This is a genomic window from Blautia sp. LMAG:36 (assembly GCF_008680535.1).
GTDB classification, from domain to species: domain Bacteria; phylum Bacillota; class Clostridia; order Lachnospirales; family Lachnospiraceae; genus Blautia_A; species Blautia_A fusiformis.
This window is the reverse complement of the sequence record NZ_NALB01000007.1, coordinates 1-24,663: the sequence shown is the minus strand read 5'-3', so window position 1 is coordinate 24,663 and position 24,663 is coordinate 1. Positions and strand designations below refer to the sequence as shown.

The 24,663-nt window shown below is 45.6% G+C and carries 21 protein-coding genes; 17 read left to right on the top strand and 4 right to left on the bottom strand.

All coding sequences use genetic code 11. The features are described 5' to 3' along the window. Positions 1 to 37 precede the first annotated feature (37 nt). The gene (locus CCC17_RS09630) at positions 38 to 730 is read left to right on the top strand and encodes a hypothetical protein (protein WP_015526812.1); all 693 of its coding nucleotides are present in this window, start codon (positions 38 to 40) and stop codon (positions 728 to 730) included. Between the two features lie 199 nt (positions 731 to 929). Here the strand turns inward: CCC17_RS09630 and CCC17_RS09625 are convergent, their stop codons facing one another. After that, complete coding sequence (locus CCC17_RS09625) at positions 930 to 2,693, bottom strand: ABC transporter ATP-binding protein (RefSeq protein ID WP_287083012.1); 1,764 nt, start codon at positions 2,691 to 2,693, stop codon at positions 930 to 932. Continuing rightward, complete coding sequence (locus tag CCC17_RS09620) at positions 2,690 to 4,456, bottom strand: ABC transporter ATP-binding protein (RefSeq protein ID WP_287083011.1); 1,767 nt, start codon at positions 4,454 to 4,456, stop codon at positions 2,690 to 2,692. The genes CCC17_RS09625 and CCC17_RS09620 overlap by 4 nt, the downstream gene beginning before the upstream one ends. 320 nt (positions 4,457 to 4,776) lie before the next feature. Between CCC17_RS09620 and CCC17_RS09615 the strand changes: the two genes are divergently transcribed. Next, positions 4,777 to 5,652 carry a LysR family transcriptional regulator gene (locus CCC17_RS09615; RefSeq protein WP_021652963.1) on the top strand — a complete coding sequence of 292 codons (876 nt, stop codon included), beginning with the start codon at positions 4,777 to 4,779 and terminating at the stop codon, positions 5,650 to 5,652. Between the two features lie 32 nt (positions 5,653 to 5,684). Here the strand turns inward: CCC17_RS09615 and CCC17_RS09610 are convergent, their stop codons facing one another. After that, positions 5,685 to 7,844, bottom strand: coding sequence for a SulP family inorganic anion transporter (locus tag CCC17_RS09610; RefSeq protein WP_110103620.1), 2,160 nt, complete (start codon positions 7,842 to 7,844; stop codon positions 5,685 to 5,687). A gap of 205 nt (positions 7,845 to 8,049) precedes the next feature. Between CCC17_RS09610 and mnmA the strand changes: the two genes are divergently transcribed. Together mnmA and CCC17_RS09600 are read left to right on the top strand one after the other, a co-directional pair. Beyond that, a complete protein-coding gene (gene mnmA / locus CCC17_RS09605; RefSeq protein ID WP_110103621.1) occupies positions 8,050 to 9,138 on the top strand; it encodes a tRNA 2-thiouridine(34) synthase MnmA in 1,089 nt (362 codons plus the stop codon). Between the two features lie 261 nt (positions 9,139 to 9,399). Continuing rightward, positions 9,400 to 10,707 (top strand): O-acetylhomoserine aminocarboxypropyltransferase/cysteine synthase family protein, encoded by a 1,308-nt coding sequence (locus CCC17_RS09600; protein ID WP_015526804.1) that lies wholly within the window; start codon positions 9,400 to 9,402, stop codon positions 10,705 to 10,707. 176 nt (positions 10,708 to 10,883) lie between these two features. Here the strand turns inward: CCC17_RS09600 and CCC17_RS09595 are convergent, their stop codons facing one another. Beyond that, on the bottom strand, positions 10,884 to 11,741 hold the full coding sequence (locus tag CCC17_RS09595; RefSeq protein ID WP_287083009.1) for a polysaccharide deacetylase family protein: 858 nt from the start codon (positions 11,739 to 11,741) through the stop codon (positions 10,884 to 10,886). A 632-nt stretch (positions 11,742 to 12,373) separates the two neighbouring features. On the opposite strand from CCC17_RS09595, the gene eno reads away from it, so the two are divergent. The 13 genes from eno to CCC17_RS09530 all read left to right on the top strand — a co-directional run. Further along, a complete protein-coding gene (gene eno / locus CCC17_RS09590) occupies positions 12,374 to 13,723 on the top strand; it encodes a phosphopyruvate hydratase (protein ID WP_110103623.1) in 1,350 nt (449 codons plus the stop codon). A 70-nt stretch (positions 13,724 to 13,793) separates the two neighbouring features. Continuing rightward, positions 13,794 to 14,027: a preprotein translocase subunit SecG gene (secG, locus tag CCC17_RS09585; protein ID WP_021652956.1), complete on the top strand. Its 234-nt coding sequence runs from the start codon at positions 13,794 to 13,796 to the stop codon at positions 14,025 to 14,027. Between the two features lie 154 nt (positions 14,028 to 14,181). After that, positions 14,182 to 16,473 (top strand): ribonuclease R, encoded by a 2,292-nt coding sequence (gene rnr / locus CCC17_RS09580; RefSeq protein ID WP_129975349.1) that lies wholly within the window; start codon positions 14,182 to 14,184, stop codon positions 16,471 to 16,473. A gap of 11 nt (positions 16,474 to 16,484) precedes the next feature. Further along, the gene (smpB, locus tag CCC17_RS09575; RefSeq protein ID WP_021652954.1) at positions 16,485 to 16,955 is read left to right on the top strand and encodes an SsrA-binding protein SmpB; all 471 of its coding nucleotides are present in this window, start codon (positions 16,485 to 16,487) and stop codon (positions 16,953 to 16,955) included. A gap of 54 nt (positions 16,956 to 17,009) precedes the next feature. Further along, a complete protein-coding gene (locus CCC17_RS09570; RefSeq protein WP_021652953.1) occupies positions 17,010 to 17,501 on the top strand; it encodes an acyl-CoA thioesterase in 492 nt (163 codons plus the stop codon). A gap of 150 nt (positions 17,502 to 17,651) precedes the next feature. Beyond that, a complete protein-coding gene (locus tag CCC17_RS09565) occupies positions 17,652 to 18,677 on the top strand; it encodes a hypothetical protein (RefSeq protein ID WP_110103625.1) in 1,026 nt (341 codons plus the stop codon). Between the two features lie 14 nt (positions 18,678 to 18,691). After that, positions 18,692 to 19,387, top strand: a complete 696-nt coding sequence (pyrH, locus tag CCC17_RS09560) for a UMP kinase (protein WP_021976283.1) — start codon at positions 18,692 to 18,694, stop codon at positions 19,385 to 19,387. Positions 19,388 to 19,431: 44 nt separating this feature from the next. Further along, positions 19,432 to 19,983 (top strand): ribosome recycling factor, encoded by a 552-nt coding sequence (gene frr / locus CCC17_RS09555; protein ID WP_015526785.1) that lies wholly within the window; start codon positions 19,432 to 19,434, stop codon positions 19,981 to 19,983. 66 nt (positions 19,984 to 20,049) lie between these two features. Next, positions 20,050 to 20,757, top strand: a complete 708-nt coding sequence (locus CCC17_RS09550) for an isoprenyl transferase (protein ID WP_015526784.1) — start codon at positions 20,050 to 20,052, stop codon at positions 20,755 to 20,757. Positions 20,758 to 20,760: 3 nt separating this feature from the next. Next, entirely contained in the window at positions 20,761 to 21,555 is a 795-nt protein-coding gene (locus tag CCC17_RS09545) for a phosphatidate cytidylyltransferase (RefSeq protein WP_015526783.1), read from the top strand. An 11-nt stretch (positions 21,556 to 21,566) separates the two neighbouring features. After that, positions 21,567 to 22,709, top strand: a complete 1,143-nt coding sequence (dxr, locus tag CCC17_RS09540) for a 1-deoxy-D-xylulose-5-phosphate reductoisomerase (RefSeq protein ID WP_015526782.1) — start codon at positions 21,567 to 21,569, stop codon at positions 22,707 to 22,709. 10 nt (positions 22,710 to 22,719) lie between these two features. Further along, complete coding sequence (gene rseP / locus CCC17_RS09535) at positions 22,720 to 23,997, top strand: RIP metalloprotease RseP (RefSeq protein WP_286188030.1); 1,278 nt, start codon at positions 22,720 to 22,722, stop codon at positions 23,995 to 23,997. Between the two features lie 157 nt (positions 23,998 to 24,154). Further along, the coding region (locus CCC17_RS09530; RefSeq protein ID WP_287083007.1) for a hypothetical protein at positions 24,155 to 24,663 on the top strand (509 nt) is incomplete at its 3' end.

The following is a 24,663-nucleotide window of genomic DNA, read 5'->3' as shown; positions in this document are numbered from 1 at the left end:
AATTTGCAAAAGGTGACGATAAGGAGTTGCAGATACAATGATCGATCAGACACTTTCACAGGCCCTACAGAAAGAAATTCCAATACTTACAGCTCAGATCCGAAGTCTCTATGCAGAATTCGATAAAAAATTTCATCTTAACGGAGCAAAGATCCCTATAACTTTTGGCATGGAGCCGGATCTGCTGGGATCTTATACAAGAGGCAGCTGCCACGAAAAAGAGCATTTCCATTTTTCTCTGCTGTTTATCGGCTATGCGGTAAAAAATCCTCTGAAAAAAGAAGACCGACTGGATCTTTATAAACATGAATATGCTCACTATATGCAGTATAATTTTCACATTCCCTCAGAGTATCAGTGGCAGCACGGAACCCACGGAAGTGCCTGGAAATACTGCTGTTCCTTGACTGGTGCGGCACCAACGCCATATTATAAGGCAGGGGAAGCTCTGATGAAACACAACTATGAGAAAAAACTCCGAAGCCCGATCCATGACCGTACTGTAACGGTGCGGGATACTTACAGAAGAGAGCAGCAGCACAGGAATACTCAGAACAGTATTGTACGCTATGAGATCGGAGAGGATGTCAGTCATCCGAAATTCGGAACCGGAAATATTGAGCATGTAGAGCAGCTTCCGGGTTCTGTAAGGCTTCACATCCGTTTTGGAGAAGAGCTGAAAGTGATCGATCAGAAATGGCTTCTTCGGACAAAATATAAAAAGATCTGAATATAGTTTTATAAAAATAGACATCATCCTGGATATCAAAATAGATATCATATGGAGATGTTTATTTTTTTTATATCATTGATACAGTATAAAAAAATTCTCCGGTACAGAAAATCTGTGTTCCGGAGAATTTTAAGTCAGGCGGATATTTGCGATCCGCATTTAGCCAGTTGCCTGATTCGGTTAAAATCAGCTTATATTATTCAGAAACCTTCACAAACTGGCTGTTATAAAGATTCTGATAGAATCCGCCTTTTGCCATAAGCTCTTCATGGCTTCCCTGTTCGATGATGCTTCCGTCTTTCATGACAAGAATCTCATCTGCATTGCGGATGGTAGAAAGACGGTGTGCAACGATAAAGCTTGTTCGTCCCTGCATCATCCGGTCAAAGGCCTCCTGGATCAGCATTTCTGTTCGGGTATCAATACTGGAGGTTGCCTCGTCAAGGATCAGCATCGGCGGCAGACACAGCATGACACGGGTGATGCAGAGAAGCTGCTTTTGTCCTTGACTTAAGCTGTCTTCATAAAGAATGGTATCCAGGCCATTTGGAAGACGGCGGATAAATTCCCAGCTGTGGGACATTTTAGCTGCCTGAATCACGTCCTCATCAGAAGAATCCGGCTTTCCGATACAGATGTTGTCACGGACAGTTCCATGCTTGATCCAGGTATCCTGGAGAACCATGCCATAGCTTCCGCGGAGGGCATGTCTGGAAACATCGGTGATGGGGGTTCCGTCTACGGAAATACTTCCACCGGTGACGTCATAGAACCGCATCAGCAAGTTGATAAAAGTTGTCTTGCCACAACCGGTAGGGCCTACGATGGCAATACGTCTGCCTGGTTCTGTATGAAGATTAAAGTTTTTAATGAGAGGTTTGTCCGCTTCGTAGCGGAAGGAAACATTCTGGATATCCACTGCACCTTTTACATCGACAAGAGTTCCGGACGGATCCGGGCTTTCTGGCTCTTCCTCCAGAAGATCAAAGATCCTGGTAGCGCATGCCAGAGCGTTCTGAAGCTCTGTGATCACGGAGCTGATATCGTTGAAGGGCTTCATATACTGGTTTGCATAAGCCAGCAGTACGGAAAGTCCACCGACAGTCAGATGACCGCCCGGGATCAGAAAGGCACCTGCAAGAGCTACACCTGCGTAAATGATGTTGTTGACACATCGTGTGGACGGGTTGGTGAGGCTGCTGTAAAAAACAGCCTTCTGGCTGGCATCACGGAGTTCTTCATTGATCGCAGCAAAACGTTCGGAAGAACGATTTTCGTAACCAAAGGCCTGAACCACTTTCTGATTTCCGATCATTTCCTCGATCAGTGCAGTCTGACGTCCACGGGCATCACTCTGCGCACGGAACATCTGGAAGGAATGGGAGGAGATGAATTTCGCCACAAAAAAGCTTACAGGTGTCAGGACAATGATCATCAGAGTGATCCACACATTTTTGGAGAACATGAAGAGCAGGGTTCCGATGATGGTGATGATACCGGAAAACAGCTGTGTAAATCCAAGGAGCATACCATCGGAAAGAATATCCGTATCTGCGATGACACGGCTGATGATATCACCGGTGCTGTGTCCGTCCAGGTAGGACAGAGGAAGCTTCTGGATATGGCGGATGGATCTTGCACGGATATCCTGTACTGTGCGGTAGGTCATACGGTTGTTGATGACACTCATGATCCAGGTGGCAATGCCGGAAAATACGATCATGACAAGAATACGGGAAAGATAGAATCCCATTCTTGTAAAATCAACTTCGTGGGCAGCAACGACCTCATCAATGGCATAACCAAAAAGTACGGGAACATACAGCTGCAAAATTACAGTGACTGCTGCTAGGATCACACTTAATACGAGAAGAAAACGGTATTTTCCAATGAAACGTAGTACCTTGAAAAAGGTTGCCATGCTGTTTTTGCTTTTGGCGGTTGTATCTGTTTTACTCATGCCAGGACCTCCTTTCCAGTCGCTTTTTCATATTTGGTACGCTCTTCCGGGAACTGTGAGAAAAAGATCTCACGGTAAGTTTCACAGGTAGAGATCAGCTCCTGATGGGTTCCTTTTCCGGAAAGCTGACCGTCATCCAGTACCAGGATCAGATCGGCCTGGCGGATGCTGGCGGCTCTCTGGGATACCAGGAAGGTGGTTGTTTTTCCACCAAGCTGGTGAAGGGATTTCCGAAGTGCCGCATCTGTGGCAAAGTCAAGAGCACTGGCACTGTCATCCAGGATCAGGATCTCTGGTTTTTTCACAAGGGCGCGGGCAATGGTAAGTCTCTGACGCTGGCCACCGGAAAGATTCCGGCCGTTCTGTTCCAGACGGAAATCCAGCTGACCGTCCTTTTTCTCTACGATTTCACGAGCCTGAGCGGTGGTAAGTGCTTCCCACATTTCTTCGTCCGTGGCATCTTCCCGTCCCCAGCTTAAATTATCGCGGATGGTTCCCTGGAAAAGTGCTGCTTTTTGAGGAACTACGCCGATTTTTTCCCTGAGTTCCTGCCTGGAATAGGTCTGTACATTCTGACCATCGAGGGTAATGACTCCGGAGGTTGCGTCGTAGAAACGGGCGATCAGATCCACAAGAGTGGATTTACCGCTTCCGGTACCGCCGATGATTCCGATCGTAGAGCCTTTTTTTGCGGAAAAAGTGATATCAGAAAGGCTAGGTGCGCCGGTTCCTGCATAGGAGAAACTCACATGGTCAAAAGCGACTGCATAGTCACTGCTTTCCACAGTCGGTAAGGAAGCTTTGTCCGGGTAAGTCATGGTGGAATCGACTTTCAGGATTCCGGCAACGCGATCCGCACAGGCCATGGATTTGTTCAGGGTGATGATCAGGGACGCAAGCTTGATCAGTTCTACGATCATCTGTGCCATATAGTTGTAAAGAGCAACTATTTCACCCTGCTGCATGTTTCCGAGGTTTACCTGTACACCTGCAGTCTGGATCAGGATTACTGTTGCGATATTGATCAGTACATAAGTTGCAGGATTTAAAAGTGCAGAGATTTTTCCGACAAATTCGTTCAGTTTGGTAAGTGCAAGATTGCTTTCGTCAAACTCCGCAACGGCATCAGCTTCACGGCAAAATGCACGGATCACACGGACACCGGTCAGGTTTTCTCTGGTAAGACGGGTGACGGAATCCAGACGTCCCTGTACTTTTTTGAAAAGCGGGATACTTAAAAACATGATCACAAAGACAACCAGGAACAGTACCGGAATGGCAACTGCGAAGATCAGTGCACAGCGTACATTGATGGTAAAAGCCATTACCATAGAGCCTAGAACAATAAACGGGCTTCGAAGAAGAAGACGGAGTCCCATGTTTACTCCGTTCTGTACCTGATTGACATCGTCTGTAAGACGGGTGATCAGCGTGTCAGTGCCAAGGGTGTCCAGCTCCGTATAGGAAAGCTTCTGGATATGGTCAAATACAGCCTGACGCACTTCTGTGGCAAAGCCTACGCTGGCTTTTGCAGCAAAAAACTGTGCAGTAATGCTGACTGCAAGTCCTGCAGCAGCCATCAGTATCAGGATAAAAAACTTCTGAACGATATAGCCGTGGTCATTATTTGCAATTCCCACATCGATGATCTGGGCGATGACGACAGGCACCAGCAGATCAAATACAACTTCCAGAAACTTGAAAAAAGGAGCCAGAACGCTTTCTTTTTTGTAGTTTTGAAGATATTTTGCAAGTGTTCGCATTTCTTTTTCTTCCTCCGTTTCCTTATTTTTCTATAATAAACCTCTGTTATTATACTCCTATGGAGATAATACGTATAATATTGTTTTTAATGTATGATAATATAATTTTGCTATTGCCTGGGACGGAAATCTGTGGGATGATAGAAGTATGGTTTTTCGGATAATTGCATGGGAAAGATATTCATAGTATTTACAAAGCATTGCAGATATAGTATTTTTTAACCGAATTAAGAAAGTACTCTGTGGGACAGCGAAAAGCAATAAGCAGTAGATGGGTTTTGCCTGTGTTATATATCAGATAAAGAAAGAAGGATTTATATATGGAAATCAGACAGCTGGAATATTTTCATGAGATCGCAGCAACAGGAAGCATCAATGAAGCCGCAAGGAGACTGAACATGTCCCAGCCGCCGCTGAGCTATCAGATCAAGCAGCTGGAAGCAGAGCTGAAGGTGAAGCTTTTTGAGCGGACCAGGGCAGGCGTGACACTGACAGAAGCCGGAAAGCTTCTTTATGACAGGACAGAGAACATTTTGAGCTACGTTCGTTCCACAGAACTGGAAGTATCCAAAGCAGGGAAAAAACAGGTTTTACGTATCGGGATCACGCCAACCACAGTGACCACCATTATGCCTTATATTTCCAGATTTTCCAGGGAAAATTGTGATGTAAACTTTGAGGTAAGGGATGCGATCACCTTTACACTTCTGAATTATCTGATGGATGGGATCATTGATGTTTCGGTAGTGCGTACACCGATCAAGCTGGAAGGTTTAAATTATCTGGAACTGGATGAGGAACCCATGATCGCGGTCCTTCCTCCGGAGATCCCGGAAAATGAGACAAAAAAAGAGGGCATCAGCCTTAAAGAGCTGACTGGATGCCCTCTCATTATTTACCGGCGGTACGAAGAATTTCTGATGAAAGCCTTTGGAGAAAAAAATCTCCAGCCAGATATTTTCTGTGTCTGCGATGATCCCAGAGACGCCATGCTCTGGGTGCAGGAAGGTCTTGCAACCGCCGTTTTTCCAAGATCCATGGAAGATCTCTGTACAGATCTTCCGATCCGCATCATTGAAGAAGAGAAGCTGAAGACCAGGATCCTTCTTGCCTGGAAAAAGGATCGCAGGCCTTCTGCCGTGATGCAGGATTTTATCAATATCTGTGAGAAATATGCAGGAAACCCTGCAATCTGATCATGGACCTGGAAAGGGGATGTATGCAGAAATCAGTCTTTGAGATGCTCTTCCTTCCAGTGCTTCCATTTCTGAACAGCTTCCGGATTCTGCTTTTCCAGCCGTTCTTCCAGCTTTTTCCGGCGCTGTTCCAGCCGTTCTAGGACTTCCGGATGCTCGGCAAGGATTTTTTCTTTCAGCTTGCCACGGCGCTTTTCCAGAAGATGAAGGATCAGTTTCCGGTCGGAAGTTAATTCCTCAGGCAGCTCATCCATATGTAATTCAATTCTTCGAAGCAGTTCATCCTCATCCAGAACACCCAGCCCATGCCAGTTATCCAGAAGCTCTTCCAGACCTTCTTCGGAGAGACGTTGGATATCCGGGATCTGATGCAGCTGTTCAATAATGTGATGGACAGATTCTTCGATCTCTTTTACTGCATCATCACCAAAAGCCCAGGCGAACTCTTCCAGGGTATTTTCTTCCTCTGCCGGAAGAAAAGCGATACTGCGGCGCAGAAGCTTTGTCTCGTCTTCCTTTGGAACATCCAGTTCATAAGGGGCTTCGATCCCTGCGTCATGCAGAGCAGCAAGAATGGTACGGCGGACCATACCGTCCTTGATCATATGACCGATGCCGAACTGACGCAGCTGGTCATTGATCTGGGTGGAATGCTCTGTGAGGTAAAAACGGATCCCACGTTTTTTCAGGCTTGCGGAGATGGCATCCAGACGGTCTGCTGCTGTGACATCAATGCTGTTGATAGCACTGGCATCTACGATCACTACCCTGGTGTCTTTTCGGATGCTGTTCTCAATATCTTCCTGAAAAATCTTTATATTTGCAAAAAACAGGTTTTCACTGAAACGGTAGATCACAACGCCCTTAATAGGGTAGGCGAAACGGTTTTTGGACAGATCAAAATAAGCATCTCTTCCAGGGATCATACCACGGAAGGAGCGCGGCGGGTTGGTGGCCTTCAGGATCACAGCTACGAAAGAGAGCAGGATACCAATGATAACCCCATAAATGGTTCCAAGACAGAGCACACTGAAACCGGCAGCCATGAAGATGTAGAATTCTGTACGGCTTACTTTGAAAAGACGTACAGCCAGATGGGTTTCCACCACATCCATCAGAGCAGAGATCACAATGGCTGTCAGTACAGGAACCGGAAGATATCCGATAAAACCGGTGCCGAAAAGAAGGATCAGAGCCATGGTGATCCCGGCAGTGATGGAAACCGCCTGAGATTTTCCACCGTACTGTTCATTGAGGGAGGTGCGGGAGATACTGCCGTTTACCGGGCAGCAGCCTACTGCGGCGGCAGCAATATTTCCGGCGGCACAGGCCAGGATTTCCTGACGGTCGTTCAGCTTATAATCATTGCGGAACGCAAAGGTATTCTCTGCAAGAAGAGTTTCTGCCATAATGACAACAGCAACCATAAGACCGCGGCCTGCCGCCTGGGTCAGATCAACATTTCCGAAATCCGGGATCACCAGGGAGGGAAGTCCACGTTCTACAGACTGCAGGAGGACTACGCCTTTTTCGTCCACATGAAAAACAACGGTGGAAAGAACACCCAGAGCCATAATAACGATAGCCATGGGGAATTTCGGCGCCAGCTTTTTAAATGTGCGGATCAGCACCAGAGCACCAAGCCCCATGAAGAGGGAAAGCCAGCTGATATTTTTGGCAGCAGCAAAGATATGCTCTGCCAGTTCCAGGAGCTCTCCGGATCCTGCAGGACTTCCCATAAGTTTCGGGATCTGCATCAGGATGATGGTAACTGCGATACCGCTGATAAAACCGCCCATAACAGGTGTGGAGATAAAGTCCACGATCTTATCTGCGTGAAGCAGAAAGAAGATAAACAGCCACAGACCTGCAAAAAGTGCGATGGCAGGAACATAATCCATGGCAGCTTCTGACTCTGCAGCAATGCCAAGAGTAGACAGTGCACCACCTACAATGGCAGCAGGTGCCGCATCAACTCCAAAGATAAACTGTCTTGAAGTGGAAAATAGAGCAAACAAAAGGATCGGCAGAACAGAACCGTACAGTCCGTATACCGCCGGGATCCCGGAAATCTGGGCATATCCCATGGAGATAGGGATGGAAACAGCTGCTATGATGATGCCGGAGAAAATATCTTTGGGAAGGTATTCCTTCCGATATCCTCGCAGCGTGGAAAACAGGGAAAGCTTCATATAGTCACATCCTTTTCTGAAAAATATTTTCTATTATATACCAAAGAGAGCCTGCAGGAAAGAAGCAAAGCAAAGGTTCCGGGTGAAAAATCGTGGACAAAGAATAACTGCCATATTATAATAAATGCGAAATTGCAGTAACCGTAAGAGAATACAGGCTGCAAAGCTGAGAAATCATCAATCATCAGGAAAGGTTAAGATATAAATGAAAAAAGCGATCATAGCAATGAGCGGCGGTGTAGACAGCTCCGTGGCAGCTCTTTTGACAAAGGAATCCGGTGACGAGTGCATCGGCGCTACCATGAAACTTTACAACAACGAAGATATCGGTGTCCACAGGGAAAAGACCTGCTGTTCCCTGGACGATGTTGAGGATGCCAGAAGCGTAGCCTATCAGATGGATATGCCTTACTACGTGTTTAATTTTACCGCAGATTTCCATACAGAGGTTATGGACAGGTTTGTAGATGCCTACGAAAACGGCTGCACCCCTAATCCATGTATCGACTGTAACCGATATCTGAAATTTGATAAAATGTTTCACCGCATGCAGGAGATCGGCTACGATTATATTGTAACCGGACATTATGCAAGAGTGGAGTACGATGAGAAACGGGACCGCTACCTTCTGAAAAAAGCAGCGGACGATACAAAGGATCAGTCATACGTTCTCTATATGCTGACCCAGGAACAGCTGGCACATGTAAAGCTTCCGCTTGGAGGTCTCCGGAAGGACCAGGTTCGTGTCATTGCCGAAAAACATGGCTTTATCAATGCCAGAAAGCATGACAGTCAGGATATCTGCTTTGTGCCGGACGGCGACTATGCGAAATTTATTGAGAAGTACACAGGCAAAAAAACACCGGAGGGTGATTTTGTAGATAAAGAGGGAAACTATATCGGACGCCATAAGGGGATCATCCATTACACGATCGGCCAGCGCCGCGGCCTTGGCATTCCGGCGGCCAGCCGTCTTTATGTCTGTGAGATCTCTCCGAAGACCAATACGGTAGTTCTCGGGGACAACGCAGATCTTTTCAGTAGTGAACTGGAGGCAGACAGTGTAAATCTGATCTCTGTGGACTGCTTAGCTGAGCCGAAAAGAGTGACTGCCAAGATCCGTTACCGTCACAAAGAGCAGCCTGCCACTGCATGGCAGACACCGGATGGCATCCTTCATGTGAAATTTGATGAACCGCAGAGAGCTATCACAAAAGGTCAGGCTGTGGTGATGTATGACGGAGATGAGGTTGTAGGCGGTGGCGTTATAAATAAAATCTATAGCCAGTCATAAATAAAGGTGAGAACCTAAATAGATAAACCCCATTGACATACTAGGAAAAGGGTGATATGATTGCATCATCAAAAAACGGAGCACACAAAACAAGGTGAGCAACGTGATGATTAGGAGGAAATCATGAAGGTTTTACAGAAGTCAACAAGGGTGTTTATCGAAGAAAAGCGAATGTGTTGTTGTCGCTGATAAGCAGATGATTATAAGATAAGCAATTACTATTTTACCGAATATAAGAATAAAAGAAAAGAGGACAAACACATGAGCAAAATTACAAGAGATCAGAGAAAATTCAAATTTGAGACATTACAGCTTCACGTAGGACAGGAACAGCCGGATCCGGTTACAGATGCAAGAGCAGTACCAATCTACCAGACATCTTCCTATGTATTCCGCAACTGCGATCATGCAGCAGCACGTTTCGGACTTGCAGATGCCGGTAACATTTACGGACGTCTTACAAACCCGACAGAGGACGTATTCGAGAAGAGGATTGCAGCACTTGAGGGTGGCTCCGCAGCACTTGCAGTAGCATCCGGTGCAGCAGCTATCACATACACGATCGAGAACCTTGCACAGCAGGGAGATCACATTGTAGCAGCCAAAAATATTTACGGCGGTACAACAAACCTTCTGGAGCATACGCTTCCGGCATACGGAATCACAACAACATTTGTTGATGTATTCAATCTCGAGGAAGTGGAGAATGCGATCCAGGAGAACACAAAAGCTGTTTATATTGAGACTCTTGGAAACCCAAATTCTGATGTTGTAGATATTGAGGCTCTTGCAAAAATCGCTCACAAACATAAAATTCCGCTTGTTGTAGATAATACATTTGCAACACCATACCTCGTAAGACCAATTGAGTACGGCGCAGATATCGTTGTTCATTCCGCAACAAAATTCATCGGTGGCCACGGAACTACTATCGGTGGTGTGATCGTAGAGAGTGGTAAGTTTGACTGGGAGGCATCCGGCAAATTTGCATCTCTTACAGAGCCAAACCCAAGCTATCATGGCGTAAGCTTCACAAAAGCATGCGGACCGGCTGCATTTGTTACAAAGATCCGTGCGATCCTTCTCCGTGACACAGGAGCAACAATTTCACCGGTAAGCTCCTTCATCTTCCTGCAGGGACTTGAGACACTGTCTCTCCGTGTAGAGCGTCATGTTGAGAACGCACTGAAGGTTGTACAGTATCTGAATGATCATCCGCAGGTAGAGAAGGTTCATCATCCGTCTGTATCCACAGATCCAAGCCAGCAGGAGCTTTATAAGAAATATTTCCCTAACGGCGGCGGTTCCATCTTTACATTCGAGATCAAGGGAGATGCACAGAAGGCAAAAGATTTCATTGATAACCTTGAGCTGTTCTCACTTCTTGCAAACGTTGCAGATGTGAAATCCCTTGTTATCCATCCGGCTACTACAACACACAGCCAGTGCACAGAGGAAGAGCTTCTTGATCAGGGAATCAAGCCAAATACGATCCGTCTTTCCATCGGAACTGAGAATATCGATGATATCATCCAGGATCTTGATGAGGCATTCAAGGCTGTCCAGTAAATAAGACAATTAATAAGAAGAACACCTTCTAAAATCAATAGCACAGAAAAATCTGCTCCGGAACATATGAGAACATAGTCCCGGGGCAGATTTTTTGTGTGCTTATCTGGAGAATTCAAAAGTGGGAAGATCCGTGTCGATGGCACTGAGGATGCATGGATCATGTGCGATTTTTTTCAGGCGGATCCTGATGCTACGAGTTCTTCTAATGTTCCGAAGGTATATCCCATCTCTTCCCATTTTGTCAGCAGTTCATCCAGAATAGAAGCATTGGTGGAAGAGGTGCTGTGCAGTAGCACGATGGCACCCGGATGGATCCGTCCCAGAAGCTTTTCAAAAGCTTCTTCTTTCGAAGGCTGCTTATCCTGATACCAGTCCACATAAGCCAGACTCCAGAAAAAGGTGTGGTATCCCATCTCTTTTGCCATCTCTAAATTTTCCACGCTGTAAATGCCCTGGGGCGGGCGATAAAATTTTGTCATTTCTTTTCCGGTGGCTTCCTTATAAAGAACCTCTACATCTTCAAGCTGCTTCTGAAAGGCTTCCTTTGTGGAGATGCCGGACATATCTGGGTGTGTCATGGTGTGGTTGCCTATGGTATGGCCTGCATCTACGATCTCACGGATCAGTTCCGGTTTTTCACGGATCAGAGTCCCCACAACAAAAAATGTGGCATGTACCTGATGATTATGTAAGGCATTCAGAATGGCAGGCATATTTCCATTGTCATAGCCTGCGTCAAAGGTAAGATAGATTTTTTTCTCATCGCTATCGGCTGCATACCAGGCATTGTATTTTTTTAATTCTTCCATAGAAGCATTTCCTGTGGGCCGTTTGCCTTCTTCCTGAAAACCGAGCCCCCAGTTTTCATTTTGGAATGTCATAGAAGCAGAAGAGGTCTGGCTGTTTTTGGCAGAATTCGGATCGGATCGTGTGTCGGAAGTAAAATGAGAATAGATCTTTCCTACAAGACTGCCAAGAGCAAAAGCCATGACAAAGAAAAAAATAAGACGGTAGATGTGTTTTTGTTTCATGGGAACCTCAGAGAAAATGGAGTTATTAATATGTTTATGAACACGAAGAAGAAGATATGAAAGCAGAAGATCATGAGATCATGTCTGTGAGACAGAGGTCAAAATAAGCAAAAAATAAGAGTCATCAGCGATTGATTTCTTCTGCCGATGACTCTTTTAATTTTCATTATCCAATGGAATATACCTCTCATTTCTTAGATTTAAAACTTATACGGAATTAAAATTTACGTTCTCGGTGGTCCGTACCTCCTTGTTTTAATTATGATGGAAAATCTTTAAATCTTCTGGTGGACTGTACCTCTCTTTCTTAGATTATGGGAAGTAAGTTATGTTTTCGGTGGGTTCACGCTCCTTTTTGATTTAGTTTTTTGTTTTCCGTTTGTTTTATTTGATGGTTAAACTATAACAGATAAAATAGAAAATGTCAATACTAAATTTTTAAAATAATAAGAATATATTTAAAAAGAAAAATAATAAAAATAAAACAACAAAAAAATCAGATAATATCGAAACCAGATAAAAGGTATAGACCAAAACCTTTTCGGACAAGATACCTTTATGAACATAAGAAGAGAATCACAAAGTGCAGGAGATCATAAACAGTATTATTATTTTCAAGGAGGGAAAAACTTATGCTACGTTATCTGCCTGTTCGAAAAGTTCATGCAAGACAGGTCCTTGATTCCAGGGGGAATCCTACAGTGGAAGCGGAAGTGACGGTAGGTGAAGGAATTGTGGGGATTAATGGATACACAGGAAGAGCCATGGTGCCGTCCGGAGCATCCACAGGTAAATTTGAGGCTGTGGAGCTGCGAGACGGAAACCGGGAGGAATATCTGGGCCAGAGTGTAAAAAAGGCAGTGGAAAATATCAATACACGTCTGGCAGATGCCATTATCGGAGAGAATGCCCTGAACCAGGCATGGATCGATCATCTTCTGATCGAAACCGACGGAACGGAGAACAAAAGCAGCGCAGGAGCCAATGCCACGCTGGCAGTATCTCTGGCAGCAGCCCGTGCAGCAGCCGGGGCCCTTCGGCTTCCTCTTTATCAGTATCTGGGCGGCTGCCATACCATGCAGCTTCCGGTACCGATGATGAATATTTTAAACGGGGGAAAGCATGCGGACAATACGGTAGATCTTCAGGAGTTTATGATCATGCCAACAGGAGCTTGCTGTCTGGAAAAGGGTATCCGCATGTGTGCGGAAGTCTACCAGCACTTAAAGCTTCTTCTCAGGGAAAAAGGACTCTCCACAGCGGTTGGAGATGAAGGCGGCTTTGCTCCGGATCTTTCAGATTCGGAGGAAGTGCTTACCCTGATCGTTCATGCCATAGAAAAAGCAGGATATAAACCAGGAGAAGAGATCACCATTGCCATTGATGCAGCCTCCAGCGAGCTTTATGATGAGGAAAAGGGCGTGTACTTTTTCCCTGGGGAGAGTCGCATGAAAGGAGAAAAGATCTACCGGGATGCTGGTGAGATGACAGAGTATTATGAAAAACTGGTGGAAAAATTTCCCATTGTTTCCATTGAAGACGGTCTCTGGGAGGATGACTGGGAAGGCTGGAAATATCTGACGGAACACCTGGGAAAAAAGATCCAGCTGGTAGGCGACGATCTGTTTGTCACCAATATCAAACGGCTGCACTGTGGCATCGGACTTGATGTTGCCAATGCTATCCTTATTAAAGTAAACCAGATCGGAACTCTCACGGAAACTCTGGATGCGGTGGAGATGGCTCAGCATGCCGGGTATCGTGCAGTGATCTCTCACAGATCCGGGGAAACAGAGGATTCCTTTATCGCAGATCTGGCAGTTGCCTGTGGGGCGGGACAGATCAAAACAGGCGCACCCTGCCGTTCGGACCGGAACGCCAAGTATAACCAGCTTCTGCGGATCCACGAACAGCTCGGAGCTCTTGGAAGATATAAAGATCCTTTTGCAAAAAAATCTCAGAAAAAGCCCTGCATAAAATAAACGGAAAATGGTTGAAATCCCGGTTTAGCTATGGTAAAATAACCTCTAGTTGATTAGGAGGTGTAACCGCGTGAACATTTTGAAAATTATTCTGACTGTAATTTATGCAATAGATTGTATCGCTCTGACTGTTGTCGTACTGATGCAGGAGGGCAAGCAGCAGGGTCTTGGCTCTATCGCCGGAGTAGCTGATACTTACTGGGGTAAGAATAAGGGCCGTTCCATGGAAGGTGGTCTTGTAAGAGGTACCATTATCATGGGAGTTATTTTCTTTGTACTGTCAATCGTACTGAACATTATCTGATCTGCCAGGGGCAGAACAGAAGTTGGTAACACTCTTGCTGCGTTAGCATGCAGAAGAAACTCGGATGGGGACTTCTTTTGTTAATCAGCAGGAGTGTTTTTGCGTTGATACAGGGGCACGGGTGAGCCTTCCTCCGGAATGATAACAGGGTAAAATGAAATATAAATATGAAACAGGAGAAAATGTGAAAAGATCGAAAAATTTTGAAAAAAGAAAAAAGTTTATAATGGAGCTTCTGGGAGATCCGCTGTATAAGCCCATGCGCCTGCGTGAGATCGCATCTCTTCTTCAGCTGGATAAGAGTGAGAAAAAAGAGCTTTTTGACGTGCTGGACGAGCTTTGCGCCCAGGGCAAGGCTGAAGTAGATAATAAAGGAAGATACAGCAAGGTTTCCGGCAAGCGCAGAGACAGACGAAAGAATAAAGAAGCTCTGAAGGCAGAAAAGTCGGAGCGTGGCCGTAAGGGAAGAGAACGCAGAGAGAAGGATCATGAGGAACATCATTTCTCTGAGAAGGACGGAACCCTCATGGAAGGAACTTTTATTGGCCATTACAAAGGTTTTGGCTTTGTGGAAGTGGAGGGTCAGGAACAGGATATTTTTATTCCGGAAAATGACACGGGAAGCGCCATGCATCAGGATAAGGTGCAGATTCTTGTACGGAACGGACATAAAGAGGGAAAACGTCAGGAAGGCGTTGTGCTGAAGGTTCTGGAAAGGGGAATGCCTTCGATCGTGGGAACATACCAGAGCAGCCGTGATTATGGCTTTGTGATCAGTGATAACCCCAAATTTTCCAAAGATATCTTTATTTCCAGAAAAAACTCCATGGGAGCAAAGGACGGAGACAAGGTAGTTGCAGAGATCACAGATTACGGCTCCAGAAACCGGAAGCCGGAAGGAAAGATCACGGAGGTGCTGGGAAACTTACGTTCACCTGGAACAGATATCCTTGCTATTGTGAAGAGCTTTAACATACCAAGTGTATTTCCTGACAAAGTACTTCGTCAGGCTGACCGTGTGCCGGATCATGTACAGGAAGCGGATCTGGATGGAAGACTGGATCTCAGAAATCTTGTTACAGTTACCATTGACGGTGAGGATGCAAAGGATCTGGATGATGCCATTTCCCTGACAAAGGAGGATGGAATCTACCATCTGGGTGTGCACATCGCAGACGTGAGCAACTATGTTCAGGGCGGCAGTGCCCTTGACAGAGAGGCACTGAAGCGCGGAACCTCCGTCTATCTTGCAGACCGTGTCATTCCCATGCTCCCGGAGCGGCTTTCCAACGGTATCTGTTCTCTGAACCAGGGACAGGACCGTCTGACCTTAAGCTGTCTGATGGATGTTAATGAAAAAGGAAAGGTGATTTCCCATAAGATTGCAGAAACCGTGATCCGTGTAGATGAGCGTATGTGTTACACAGATGTGAAAAATATTCTGGAGGATACCGACGAGGTGGCGAAGAAACGCTATGAAGCTCTGATCCCCATGTTTTTCCTGATGAAAGAGCTTTCCGGGATCCTGCGCAGCCGTCGTCATACAAGAGGTTCCATTGATTTTGATTTTCCGGAGAGTAAGATCATCCTGAATGCGGCAGGAAGAGCTATTGATGTGCAGCCCTATGAGGCCAATGTGGCAACCAGGATCATTGAGGATTTTATGCTTCTTGCCAATGAAACTGTGGCACAGGAATACTGCACCGGAGATTATCCCTTTGTATACAGAACACATGAAAATCCGGATCCGGAAAAGATTGAAAGTCTTTTGATGCTTCTTCATAATGAAGGAGTCAACATACAGAAATCCGGACAGGAGATCACGCCTGGTGAGATCCAGGAGATCCTGGAAAGTATTGAGGGAATGCCCAATGAGGCACAGATCAGCCGACTGACCTTGCGTACCATGAAACAGGCAAAATATACTACGGAATGCAGCGGACATTTCGGACTTGCAGCGAAGTATTACTGCCACTTTACTTCTCCGATCCGAAGATATCCGGATCTTCAGATCCACAGGATCATCCATGACCGTCTGAGAGGCAGACTGGTAAGGGAAGGACGTACCGAGCATTACAAGGAGATCCTGGATGAAGTGGCGCGTCAGTCCAGTGTGTGCGAACGGCGTGCAGACGAAGCGGAAAGAGAATCCGATAAGCTGAAGAAAGCAGAGTATATGTCCTATCATCTCGGAGAGGAGTATGAGGGGATCATCTCCGGCGTTACAGGATGGGGACTTTATGTGGAGCTTCCGAATACCGTAGAAGGACTGATCCATATCAATACATTACGAGATGACTATTATGTATTTGACCAGGATGCATATGAACTGCGGGGAGACATGACAGGAAAGATCTTCCGTCTTGGGCAGAAGGTCCGTGTCCGTGTGGCAGATGCGGATAAAATGCTGAAAACCGTGGATTTTGTCCTGGCTGAGGAAGACTGAGGGAGCGCGAAATGGCAAAAAAAACAGGAATGAAACTGATCGCAAATAATAAAAAGGCTTTTCATGATTATTTTATCGAGGATACTTATGAGGCCGGGATCGCACTTGCAGGAACCGAGGTGAAATCCTTACGTTCCGGTAAATGCAGCATCAAGGAGGCCTTTGTCCGTGTAGAAAACGGAGAAGTTTATGTATATGGAATGCATATCACTCCTTATGAGAAAGGAAACATTTTTAACAAAGATCCTCTTCGTGTGCGTAAGCTTTTGCTGCATCGTTACGAGATCAATAAGATCGAAGCTAAATTAAAGGAAAAAGGATTGACTTTGGTACCACTGAAGGTTTATTTCAAGGACAGCCTGGTAAAAATAGAGATTGGCATGGCACGTGGTAAAAAGCTTTATGACAAGCGCCAGGATATTGCAAAGAAGGATCAGAGAAGAGAAGCGGAGCGAGACTTTAAAGTAAAAAATCTTTATTGATCGACTGGTTTCAATTGAAAAAGTAAAAGTATGATAAAATGCGGGGAATGAGAAATGACAGAGGTACAGGAAAGACGTAAAAAAACGGTAGAAGCATCGATGACGGAGCAGGTTCATCTGATCATGCAGCAGCATCTGAACGGAGGCGGAAGACTTTTTGGCGGAGCACTGATGCAGTGGCTGGATGAGGTTGCCGGAGTGGTAGCTATGCGTCATGCGGAGACATATCGGGTGGTAACTGCGGCAGTGGACAATCTTCAGTTCAAGCATGCGATCTATGAGGGAGAGATCGTAGTACTTAAGGGATATGTGACTTATGTGGGAAGAACTTCCATGGAGGTCGAGATCGATACGTATGTGGAACAGCCGGATGGCATGCGTCATACTGTAAACCGGGCATTTTTTGTGATGGTGGCTGTAGATGAAGACCAGAAACCGATCCAGGTGCCGGAACTGATCATTACCACAGAAGCGGAAAAAGCCCGGAATGAAGCTGCGAAAATGCGCCGTGATATGCGCAGACAGCGAAGGGAAAACGGGTTCTGACCTCAGCTGTTCCAATTTTTGACATAGTTTAAAATATCTAAAGATTCTGTGAAATTCAGAACGGTCAGGTTGACAAGAAAGTGATACTCTGTAATAATAGAAAAGGAAAACCTGACAGCGAATAGGACCATTTTATATGGAGGAGATATAATGAAAAAACGTTATTTGATTCTTGCCGGAATTCTTGCAGCGAGCATGCTTGCAGCCGGTTGCGGAAAGAAGAACTCTGTGGCACCGGAGCAGAAGGTGGAGGCAACGGCAACCCCGACGGTAACGGAAGCTGCGAAAACGGATGTGGTGGAGATGCAGACCTCTACGGATGAAACAGCAAATATCAAGAACGTAATGGGAACCAAGAGTGAGACCACTACCAGTATTGTATTTACCAATAAGATGAACTCCACGATTTCTGCAATTTATGTCCGTCCTACCAGAGATGATGGCGATGACAGTGATGAGACCTGGGGAAGCGATCTTGTAAATAGTAAATTCACACTGGCTTCCAACGACAAGGCTGTTTATTATATGGAGAAGAGTCAGAAGGACGATAACGGAGATACAGCAACAAGCTTTGATGTAAAGATCACATTTACTGACGAAGAGCAGAATGAATGTTTCTTCCGCCAGCTGCCGCTTCTGACGATCTCACAGCTGAGCCTGTGCATGGATGGTGAGGGTGAAGACGGAATTCCATATGCTACATATCTGGCGAGCGGAAGCACCAAGGAGGTGTCTACCCTGAAGGATGTAAAGGCAAGGCTTGGCATTGAGGATGACAGTGAAAGTGACAGTGACAGTACAGATTCTTCAGACAGTACGGCTGTGACTCCGACTCCGGAGAGTTCTGATGATAATGGAGACAGTACAGACAGCAGTTCGTCCGGCAGTTCGGACTCCACATCCACACCGGATCCAACATCTGCACCAGCTTCCTCTGATTCTTCCGATGCGGATCCTACGGAAGCACCATCCGGCGAGGATGATCCGGCATCTGTAGCAGCAAGATATATCGGTCAGTCCATGTCTGAGCTTGAGAATGCATGCGGCAGCCCAAATGGCAGTGATTATGAGGACGAGCCGGAGTCCGGTAAGACAGGTTATTATTATTATGATACGTTTACGGTATCCACAACTTTTGACAATGACGGCAATGAAGTTGTATCCGGCGTATGGTAAAGGAGAATAAACATATGAAAAGAGTGTTACTGAAATTAAGCGGAGAGGCTCTTGCAGGAGAGCAGAAGAGAGGCTTTGATGAAGCAACTGTTACAGAGGTTGCCAAACAGATCAAGACGATCGTGGATGAAGGACTTCAGGTTGGTATCGTGATCGGAGGTGGAAACTTCTGGAGAGGACGTACCAGCGGAGCCATGGACAGAAGCAAGGCGGATCAGATCGGCATGCTTGCTACTATCATGAACTGTATCTATGTGTCTGACATCTGCAGATATGTGGGACTTAAGACAGAGGTGTTTACCCCGTTTGTATGTGGTGCATTTACCACACTTTATTCCAAGGATGCTGTAGAAGAGAGCTTCGCAGAAGGAAAGGTTGTATTCTTTGCAGGTGGTACCGGCCATCCGTATTTCTCTACAGATACAGCTACTGTACTTCGTGCTGTTGAGATCGGCGCAGATGCCATTCTTCTTGCCAAGGCTGTTGACGGAATCTATGACAGTGATCCGAAGGTAAATCCGGATGCCAAGAAGTATGATGAGATTTCCATCGATGAAGTAGTTGCAAAGAAGCTGGCAGCTATGGATCTTACCGCTTCCATCATGTGTATGGAGCAGAAGATGCCGATGCTGGTATTCGGTCTTGATGAAAAGGATAGCATCGTCAATACCGTACATGGCAAGTTCTCCGGAACAAAGGTAACCGTGTGATCAAAAGGGAATAATAAAAAAAACCATACAGGGAGATATGTGAAATGGATGAGAGAATTCAGGTATACGAAACAAAAATGGGAAAAACACTGAATGCTTTGGAGAGTGAGCTGACAACCATCAGAGCCGGCCGTGCAAACCCGCATATTCTTGACAAACTTACCGTAGATTATTATGGAGCACCGACTCCGCTCCAGCAGGTTGCAAACATTTCTGTACCGGAGGCACGTATGATCCAGATCCAGCCGTGGGAATCCAGCATGATCAAAGCGATCGAGAAAGCGATCCTTTGCTCTGATCTGGGATTAAACCCGAGCAACGATGGAAAAATGATCCGTCTTGTTTTCCCGGAGCTTACCGAGGAGCGTCGTAAAGAGCTGGTGAAGGACGTTAAGAAAAAAGGCGAGGGTGCCAAGGTTGCAGTAAGAAATATCCGTCGTGATGCCAACGATGCATTTAAGAAACTTGCAAAACAGGATGTTTCTGAGGATGAGATCAAAGAGCTTGAGGATCAGATCCAGAAACTTACAGATAAGTACATCAAGGAAGTTGACAAGGCGATCGAGAACAAGTCTAAAGAGATTCTGACTGTATAATTGTAAGAAATACGAGGATAGAGAGGGCTTCTTTGAAGAAGCTCTCTTTCTGTATGGAGGAGATTTATGAACGTACCAAATCATATCGCGATCATTCTGGACGGAAACGGACGTTGGGCAAAGGAACGAGGAATGCCGAGAACCTACGGACATGTAAAGGGATGCGCCAATCTTGAAAACATTTGTTATGATATCAAAGACCTTGGGGTGAAATATCTTACGGTTTACGCTTTTTCCACAGAAAACTGGAAACGCTCCAGAGAAGAAGTGGAAGCACTGATGAAACTGTTCCGCGGTTATCTTAAGAAATGTATCAAGATTTCCAAGAAAAATAATATGAAGATGAAAGTCATCGGAGATGTTACTGCCTTTGCACCGGATATCCAGCAGAGTGTCCGGGAACTGGAGGAATATTCCAAAGATTTTGACGGTATTTATTTTCAGCTGGCATTAAATTACGGAAGCCGTGATGAGATCCGCCGTGGAATGCAGAAGATGGCACAGGATGTAAAAGACGGAAAAGTTGAGCCGGATGGCATTACAGAAGATACGATTGAGAGCTATCTGGATACTGCAGGTGTACCGGATCCGGATCTTTTGATCCGCACAAGCGGTGAGCAGCGGCTTTCCAATTTCCTGCTTTGGCAGCTTGCCTATTCCGAGTTTTATTTTACACCGGTTGCATGGCCGGATTTCAATAAAGAAGAGCTGATCAAAGCCATCGAGAAATACAATCAGAGAGACAGACGCTACGGTGGCGTCAAGGAGGAGTAGATCATGTTTAAGACAAGACTGATAAGTGGTATCGTCCTTGTCATTATTGCCCTGGCAACTATCATTTCCGGAAGCTGGATCTTATTTTTTACACTTCTGGCTGTTTCACTGATCGGAATGAGAGAGCTTTACAAGGTAATGAAGGTAAGCGATGAGCATGTTACTGTGCTGGAACTTGTAGGATATCTTGGAGCAGTGCTTTATTATATTGCCATGAAAGCTGATTTTGGAAATTACGGAACAATGGCGATCATCATCAGTATGATCCTGATCCTGTTTGTTTATGTATTCGGTTATCCGAAATACCATGCAGAACAGGTGATGGCAGCATTTTTTGGAGTTGTATATGTTGCTGTGATGCTTTCCTTTATCTATCTTACCAGAAGCCTTCCGGACGGAAAATTCCTGGTATGGCTGATATTCCTGTGCTCCTGGGGATGTGACACCTGTGCTTACTGTGTGGGAATGCTTATCGGAAAGCATAAAATGGCGCCGGTTTTAAGCCCGAAGAAATCCATCGAGGGAGCTGTAGGAGGCGTTGCGGGAGCGGCGCTTCTTGGAGTGATTTATGCAGCAGCAACACAGGGAAAAATGGCTGAGTATGCCTTGATCTGCGCAGTTGGAGCTCTGATCTCCATGGTGGGTGATCTGGCTGCATCTGCGATCAAAAGAAACCAGAACATCAAGGACTATGGAAAGCTGATCCCGGGCCATGGAGGAATCCTGGACCGTTTTGACAGTGTGATCATCACAGCCCCTGTTATTTACTATCTTGCAAAAATGATTCTTGGAATTTAGGAGACATTAAAATGAAGAATATTGCAATCTTAGGTTCTACCGGCTCCATCGGGACCCAGACACTGGATGTGGCAAGAAAAAACGAAGACCTTCGTGTTGTTGCAGTCAGTGCAGGCAAAAGTGTGGAGAAGCTGGAAGAGCAGATCCGTGAGTTTCATCCGCTTCTGGCAGCAGTCTGGGATGAAGAAGCAGCCCGGGATCTGAAAACGCGTATTGCGGACACGGATACAAAGGTAGTCAGCGGAATGGAAGGACTTCTGGAGCTTGCGTCCATGCCGGAATCAGAAATTCTTGTCACCGCGATCGTGGGAATGATCGGGATCCGTCCTACCATGGAGGGAATCCGTGCCGGAAAGGACATTGCCCTGGCAAATAAGGAAACCCTTGTCACAGCCGGTCATCTGATCATGCCCATGGCAAAGAAATATGGCGTATCTATCCTTCCGGTGGACAGTGAACACAGCGCTATTTTCCAGGCTATCCACGGAGAAGAAAACAAAGAGATCCACAAGCTTCTGATCACGGCATCCGGTGGTCCCTTCCGCGGACGTACCACAGAAGAGCTGCGAAGGGTCACTGTTGCAGATACTCTGAAGCATCCAAACTGGGTAATGGGACGAAAGATCACCGTAGATTCCGCAACCCTGGTAAACAAAGGGCTGGAAGTTATGGAAGCCAAATGGCTGTTTGACATGGATCTGGATCATATTCAGGTGGTGGTGCAGCCGCAGAGTATCATCCATTCCATGGTGGAGTTTAAGGATGGTGCGATCATGGCACAGCTTGGAACTCCGGATATGAGACTTCCGATCCAGTACGCTCTGTACTATCCGCACAGACGATATCTGGATGGAGACCGCCTTGATTTCACGAAGCTTCATGAGATCACATTTGAGGTTCCGGATATGGAGACATTCCGGGGACTTCCTATGGCGATCCAGGCATCCCGGGAGGGCGGAAGTATGCCGACTGTCTTTAATGCAGCCAATGAGCTTGCAGTAAAGAAATTCCTGGAGGAAAAGATCGGCTTTCTGGATATTTATGAGATTATTGCACAGTCTATGGAAAGACATAAAAAAATCGCACATCCGGATCTGGATGAGATCCTTTCTGTAGAGCAGGATACTTATCAGTGGATCGAAAGCAGGTGGTAAATTGAGATTTGTGATTGCTGTAATTATTTTCAGTGTTGTGATACTGATCCATGAGCTGGGACATTTTCTTCTGGCAAAAAAGAACCATATCGAGGTATTGGAATTTTCTCTTGGTATGGGACCCAGGATCATAAGTACGGTAAAGGGCGGCACACGTTATTCCGTGAAACTGTTTCCTCTTGGAGGTTCCTGCGCCATGGCCGGAGAGGATGCGGAAGATGACAGTCCGGGAACCTTTAATTCGGCTCCTGTGTGGGGCAGGATCGCAGTGGTTGCTGCCGGTCCGATATTTAATTTTCTGCTGGCATTTGTTTTGTCTGTGATCATTGTAGGCTGTATGGGCTATGATCCGGCAACCGTATTAGAAGTAACCCAAAATTCTGCTGCGGAAAAGGCCGGATTGAAAAAGGGCGATGTGATCACGGAATATCAGGGCTACCATATTGATCTGGGGAAAGATCTTTATGTATATTCGTATCTCAACGAACTGAAAGAGGGAGATACCATCCGGCTGAAAGTAAAACGTGATGGAAAGGAACAGGAGATTTCCTATAAACCAGATGTAAATGTGCGGTATCTTCTTGGCTTTAACCGTTCCGATGTAAATTCCATGACAGTGGAATCACTGATCAAGGGAATGCCACTGGAAGAGGCAGGTCTGGAAGCAGGCGATGTGATCACGAAGATCAACGGTGTGGAGGTTCCGGATGGAAATGCATATGAAAAATACATCGAGGAGCATCCGTTATCCAAGAAACCTGTGACGATCACCTATGAGCGTAACGGACTGGAATATGAGGCAGAGATAACACCAAGGGAATACAGAACACCGGTTTCCGGTTTCGGATATAACACATACAGTGAAAAAACTTCCGGCTTTAATGTTCTGAAATATGGTGCTGTGGAAGTGAAATACATGATCCGTACTACGATCTTAAGCCTGAAAGAGCTTGTGACCGGTCACCTTGGAATGAAAGACTTAAGTGGTCCTGTGGGTATTGCGGATGCCATTGGCGACACTTACGAACAGTCCAAGAGTGAGGGAACGCTGATGATCTGGATGAATTTGCTGAATATGGCAGTTCTTCTTTCTGCAAACCTGGGAGTGATGAACCTTCTTCCTCTTCCTGCGCTGGATGGAGGAAGGCTGGTATTTCTGGTGGCAGAAGCGATCCGGAGAAAACCGGTAAACCGTCAGGTAGAAGGCATGATCCATTTTGCGGGGCTGATGCTTCTGATGGCGTTGATGGTTATCGTTATGTATAATGATATTCTGAAGATATTCTGATATCTGGCGGAAGAAGGTAAATATTAAGTGTTACTGAGAACGGAGTGAACAATAACTAGCAAGTGCTGTATGATCTGTGAGGAGATGATACAGCACTTTTTTTGTGCAGATATTTATTATATAATAAAGGCATCAGAGTAAAGGGGGATATATAAATTTGAAAAAGGATATTTTAATACTGGCGGCATTGATAGCAGTTGTTATAGCAGTTCCTTTTCTGGCTACAAAGGCAGAAGAGGCAATCCAGATTAAAAATGAGGAATTTAAGGAAAAACAGAACAGGGAATGTTATGAAAAAGCGGAAGAATGCATGGATGCAGGCAAATATGATGAGGCGATAGAGCTGCTGGAAAAACTTCCGGGATATTATGAGGATGTAAAATATATTATCCAATATGCAAAGTTTTGCGATGCTGTTCAGAATGGAGAAGGAATTGAGGAGCTGCATAAGCTTATATGGTATGTTCCAAAGGGAGATGAGTACAGTAGCAAATATATAGAAGAAATGAGGAAGGCCCAGAAAGATACAGAAGAACAATACAAAAAATATATGGCACAGAAGGAAAAAGAAGAGGAAGAAAAAATGAGAAAGAAGGATGAGCCATATAAGGGAATGAAAGAAAAATACATAAACATTACGCTTCTGGGAAGGGCAAAAGAGAAAAG

What these genes read in the sequence shown, in the direction of transcription:
- CCC17_RS09630 (WP_015526812.1), top strand. Translation starts at nt 38, where the DNA reads ATGATCGATCAGACACTTTCACAGGCCCTACAGAAAGAAATTCCAATA.
- CCC17_RS09625 (WP_287083012.1), bottom strand. Translation starts at nt 2,693, where the DNA reads ATGAGTAAAACAGATACAACCGCCAAAAGCAAAAACAGCATGGCAACC.
- CCC17_RS09620 (WP_287083011.1), bottom strand. Translation starts at nt 4,456, where the DNA reads ATGCGAACACTTGCAAAATATCTTCAAAACTACAAAAAAGAAAGCGTT.
- CCC17_RS09615 (WP_021652963.1), top strand. Translation starts at nt 4,777, where the DNA reads ATGGAAATCAGACAGCTGGAATATTTTCATGAGATCGCAGCAACAGGA.
- CCC17_RS09610 (WP_110103620.1), bottom strand. Translation starts at nt 7,844, where the DNA reads ATGAAGCTTTCCCTGTTTTCCACGCTGCGAGGATATCGGAAGGAATAC.
- mnmA (WP_110103621.1), top strand. Translation starts at nt 8,050, where the DNA reads ATGAAAAAAGCGATCATAGCAATGAGCGGCGGTGTAGACAGCTCCGTG.
- CCC17_RS09600 (WP_015526804.1), top strand. Translation starts at nt 9,400, where the DNA reads ATGAGCAAAATTACAAGAGATCAGAGAAAATTCAAATTTGAGACATTA.
- CCC17_RS09595 (WP_287083009.1), bottom strand. Translation starts at nt 11,741, where the DNA reads ATGAAACAAAAACACATCTACCGTCTTATTTTTTTCTTTGTCATGGCT.
- eno (WP_110103623.1), top strand. Translation starts at nt 12,374, where the DNA reads ATGCTACGTTATCTGCCTGTTCGAAAAGTTCATGCAAGACAGGTCCTT.
- rnr (WP_129975349.1), top strand. Translation starts at nt 14,182, where the DNA reads ATGAAATATAAATATGAAACAGGAGAAAATGTGAAAAGATCGAAAAAT.
- smpB (WP_021652954.1), top strand. Translation starts at nt 16,485, where the DNA reads ATGGCAAAAAAAACAGGAATGAAACTGATCGCAAATAATAAAAAGGCT.
- CCC17_RS09570 (WP_021652953.1), top strand. Translation starts at nt 17,010, where the DNA reads ATGACAGAGGTACAGGAAAGACGTAAAAAAACGGTAGAAGCATCGATG.
- CCC17_RS09565 (WP_110103625.1), top strand. Translation starts at nt 17,652, where the DNA reads ATGAAAAAACGTTATTTGATTCTTGCCGGAATTCTTGCAGCGAGCATG.
- pyrH (WP_021976283.1), top strand. Translation starts at nt 18,692, where the DNA reads ATGAAAAGAGTGTTACTGAAATTAAGCGGAGAGGCTCTTGCAGGAGAG.
- frr (WP_015526785.1), top strand. Translation starts at nt 19,432, where the DNA reads ATGGATGAGAGAATTCAGGTATACGAAACAAAAATGGGAAAAACACTG.
- CCC17_RS09550 (WP_015526784.1), top strand. Translation starts at nt 20,050, where the DNA reads ATGAACGTACCAAATCATATCGCGATCATTCTGGACGGAAACGGACGT.
- CCC17_RS09545 (WP_015526783.1), top strand. Translation starts at nt 20,761, where the DNA reads ATGTTTAAGACAAGACTGATAAGTGGTATCGTCCTTGTCATTATTGCC.
- dxr (WP_015526782.1), top strand. Translation starts at nt 21,567, where the DNA reads ATGAAGAATATTGCAATCTTAGGTTCTACCGGCTCCATCGGGACCCAG.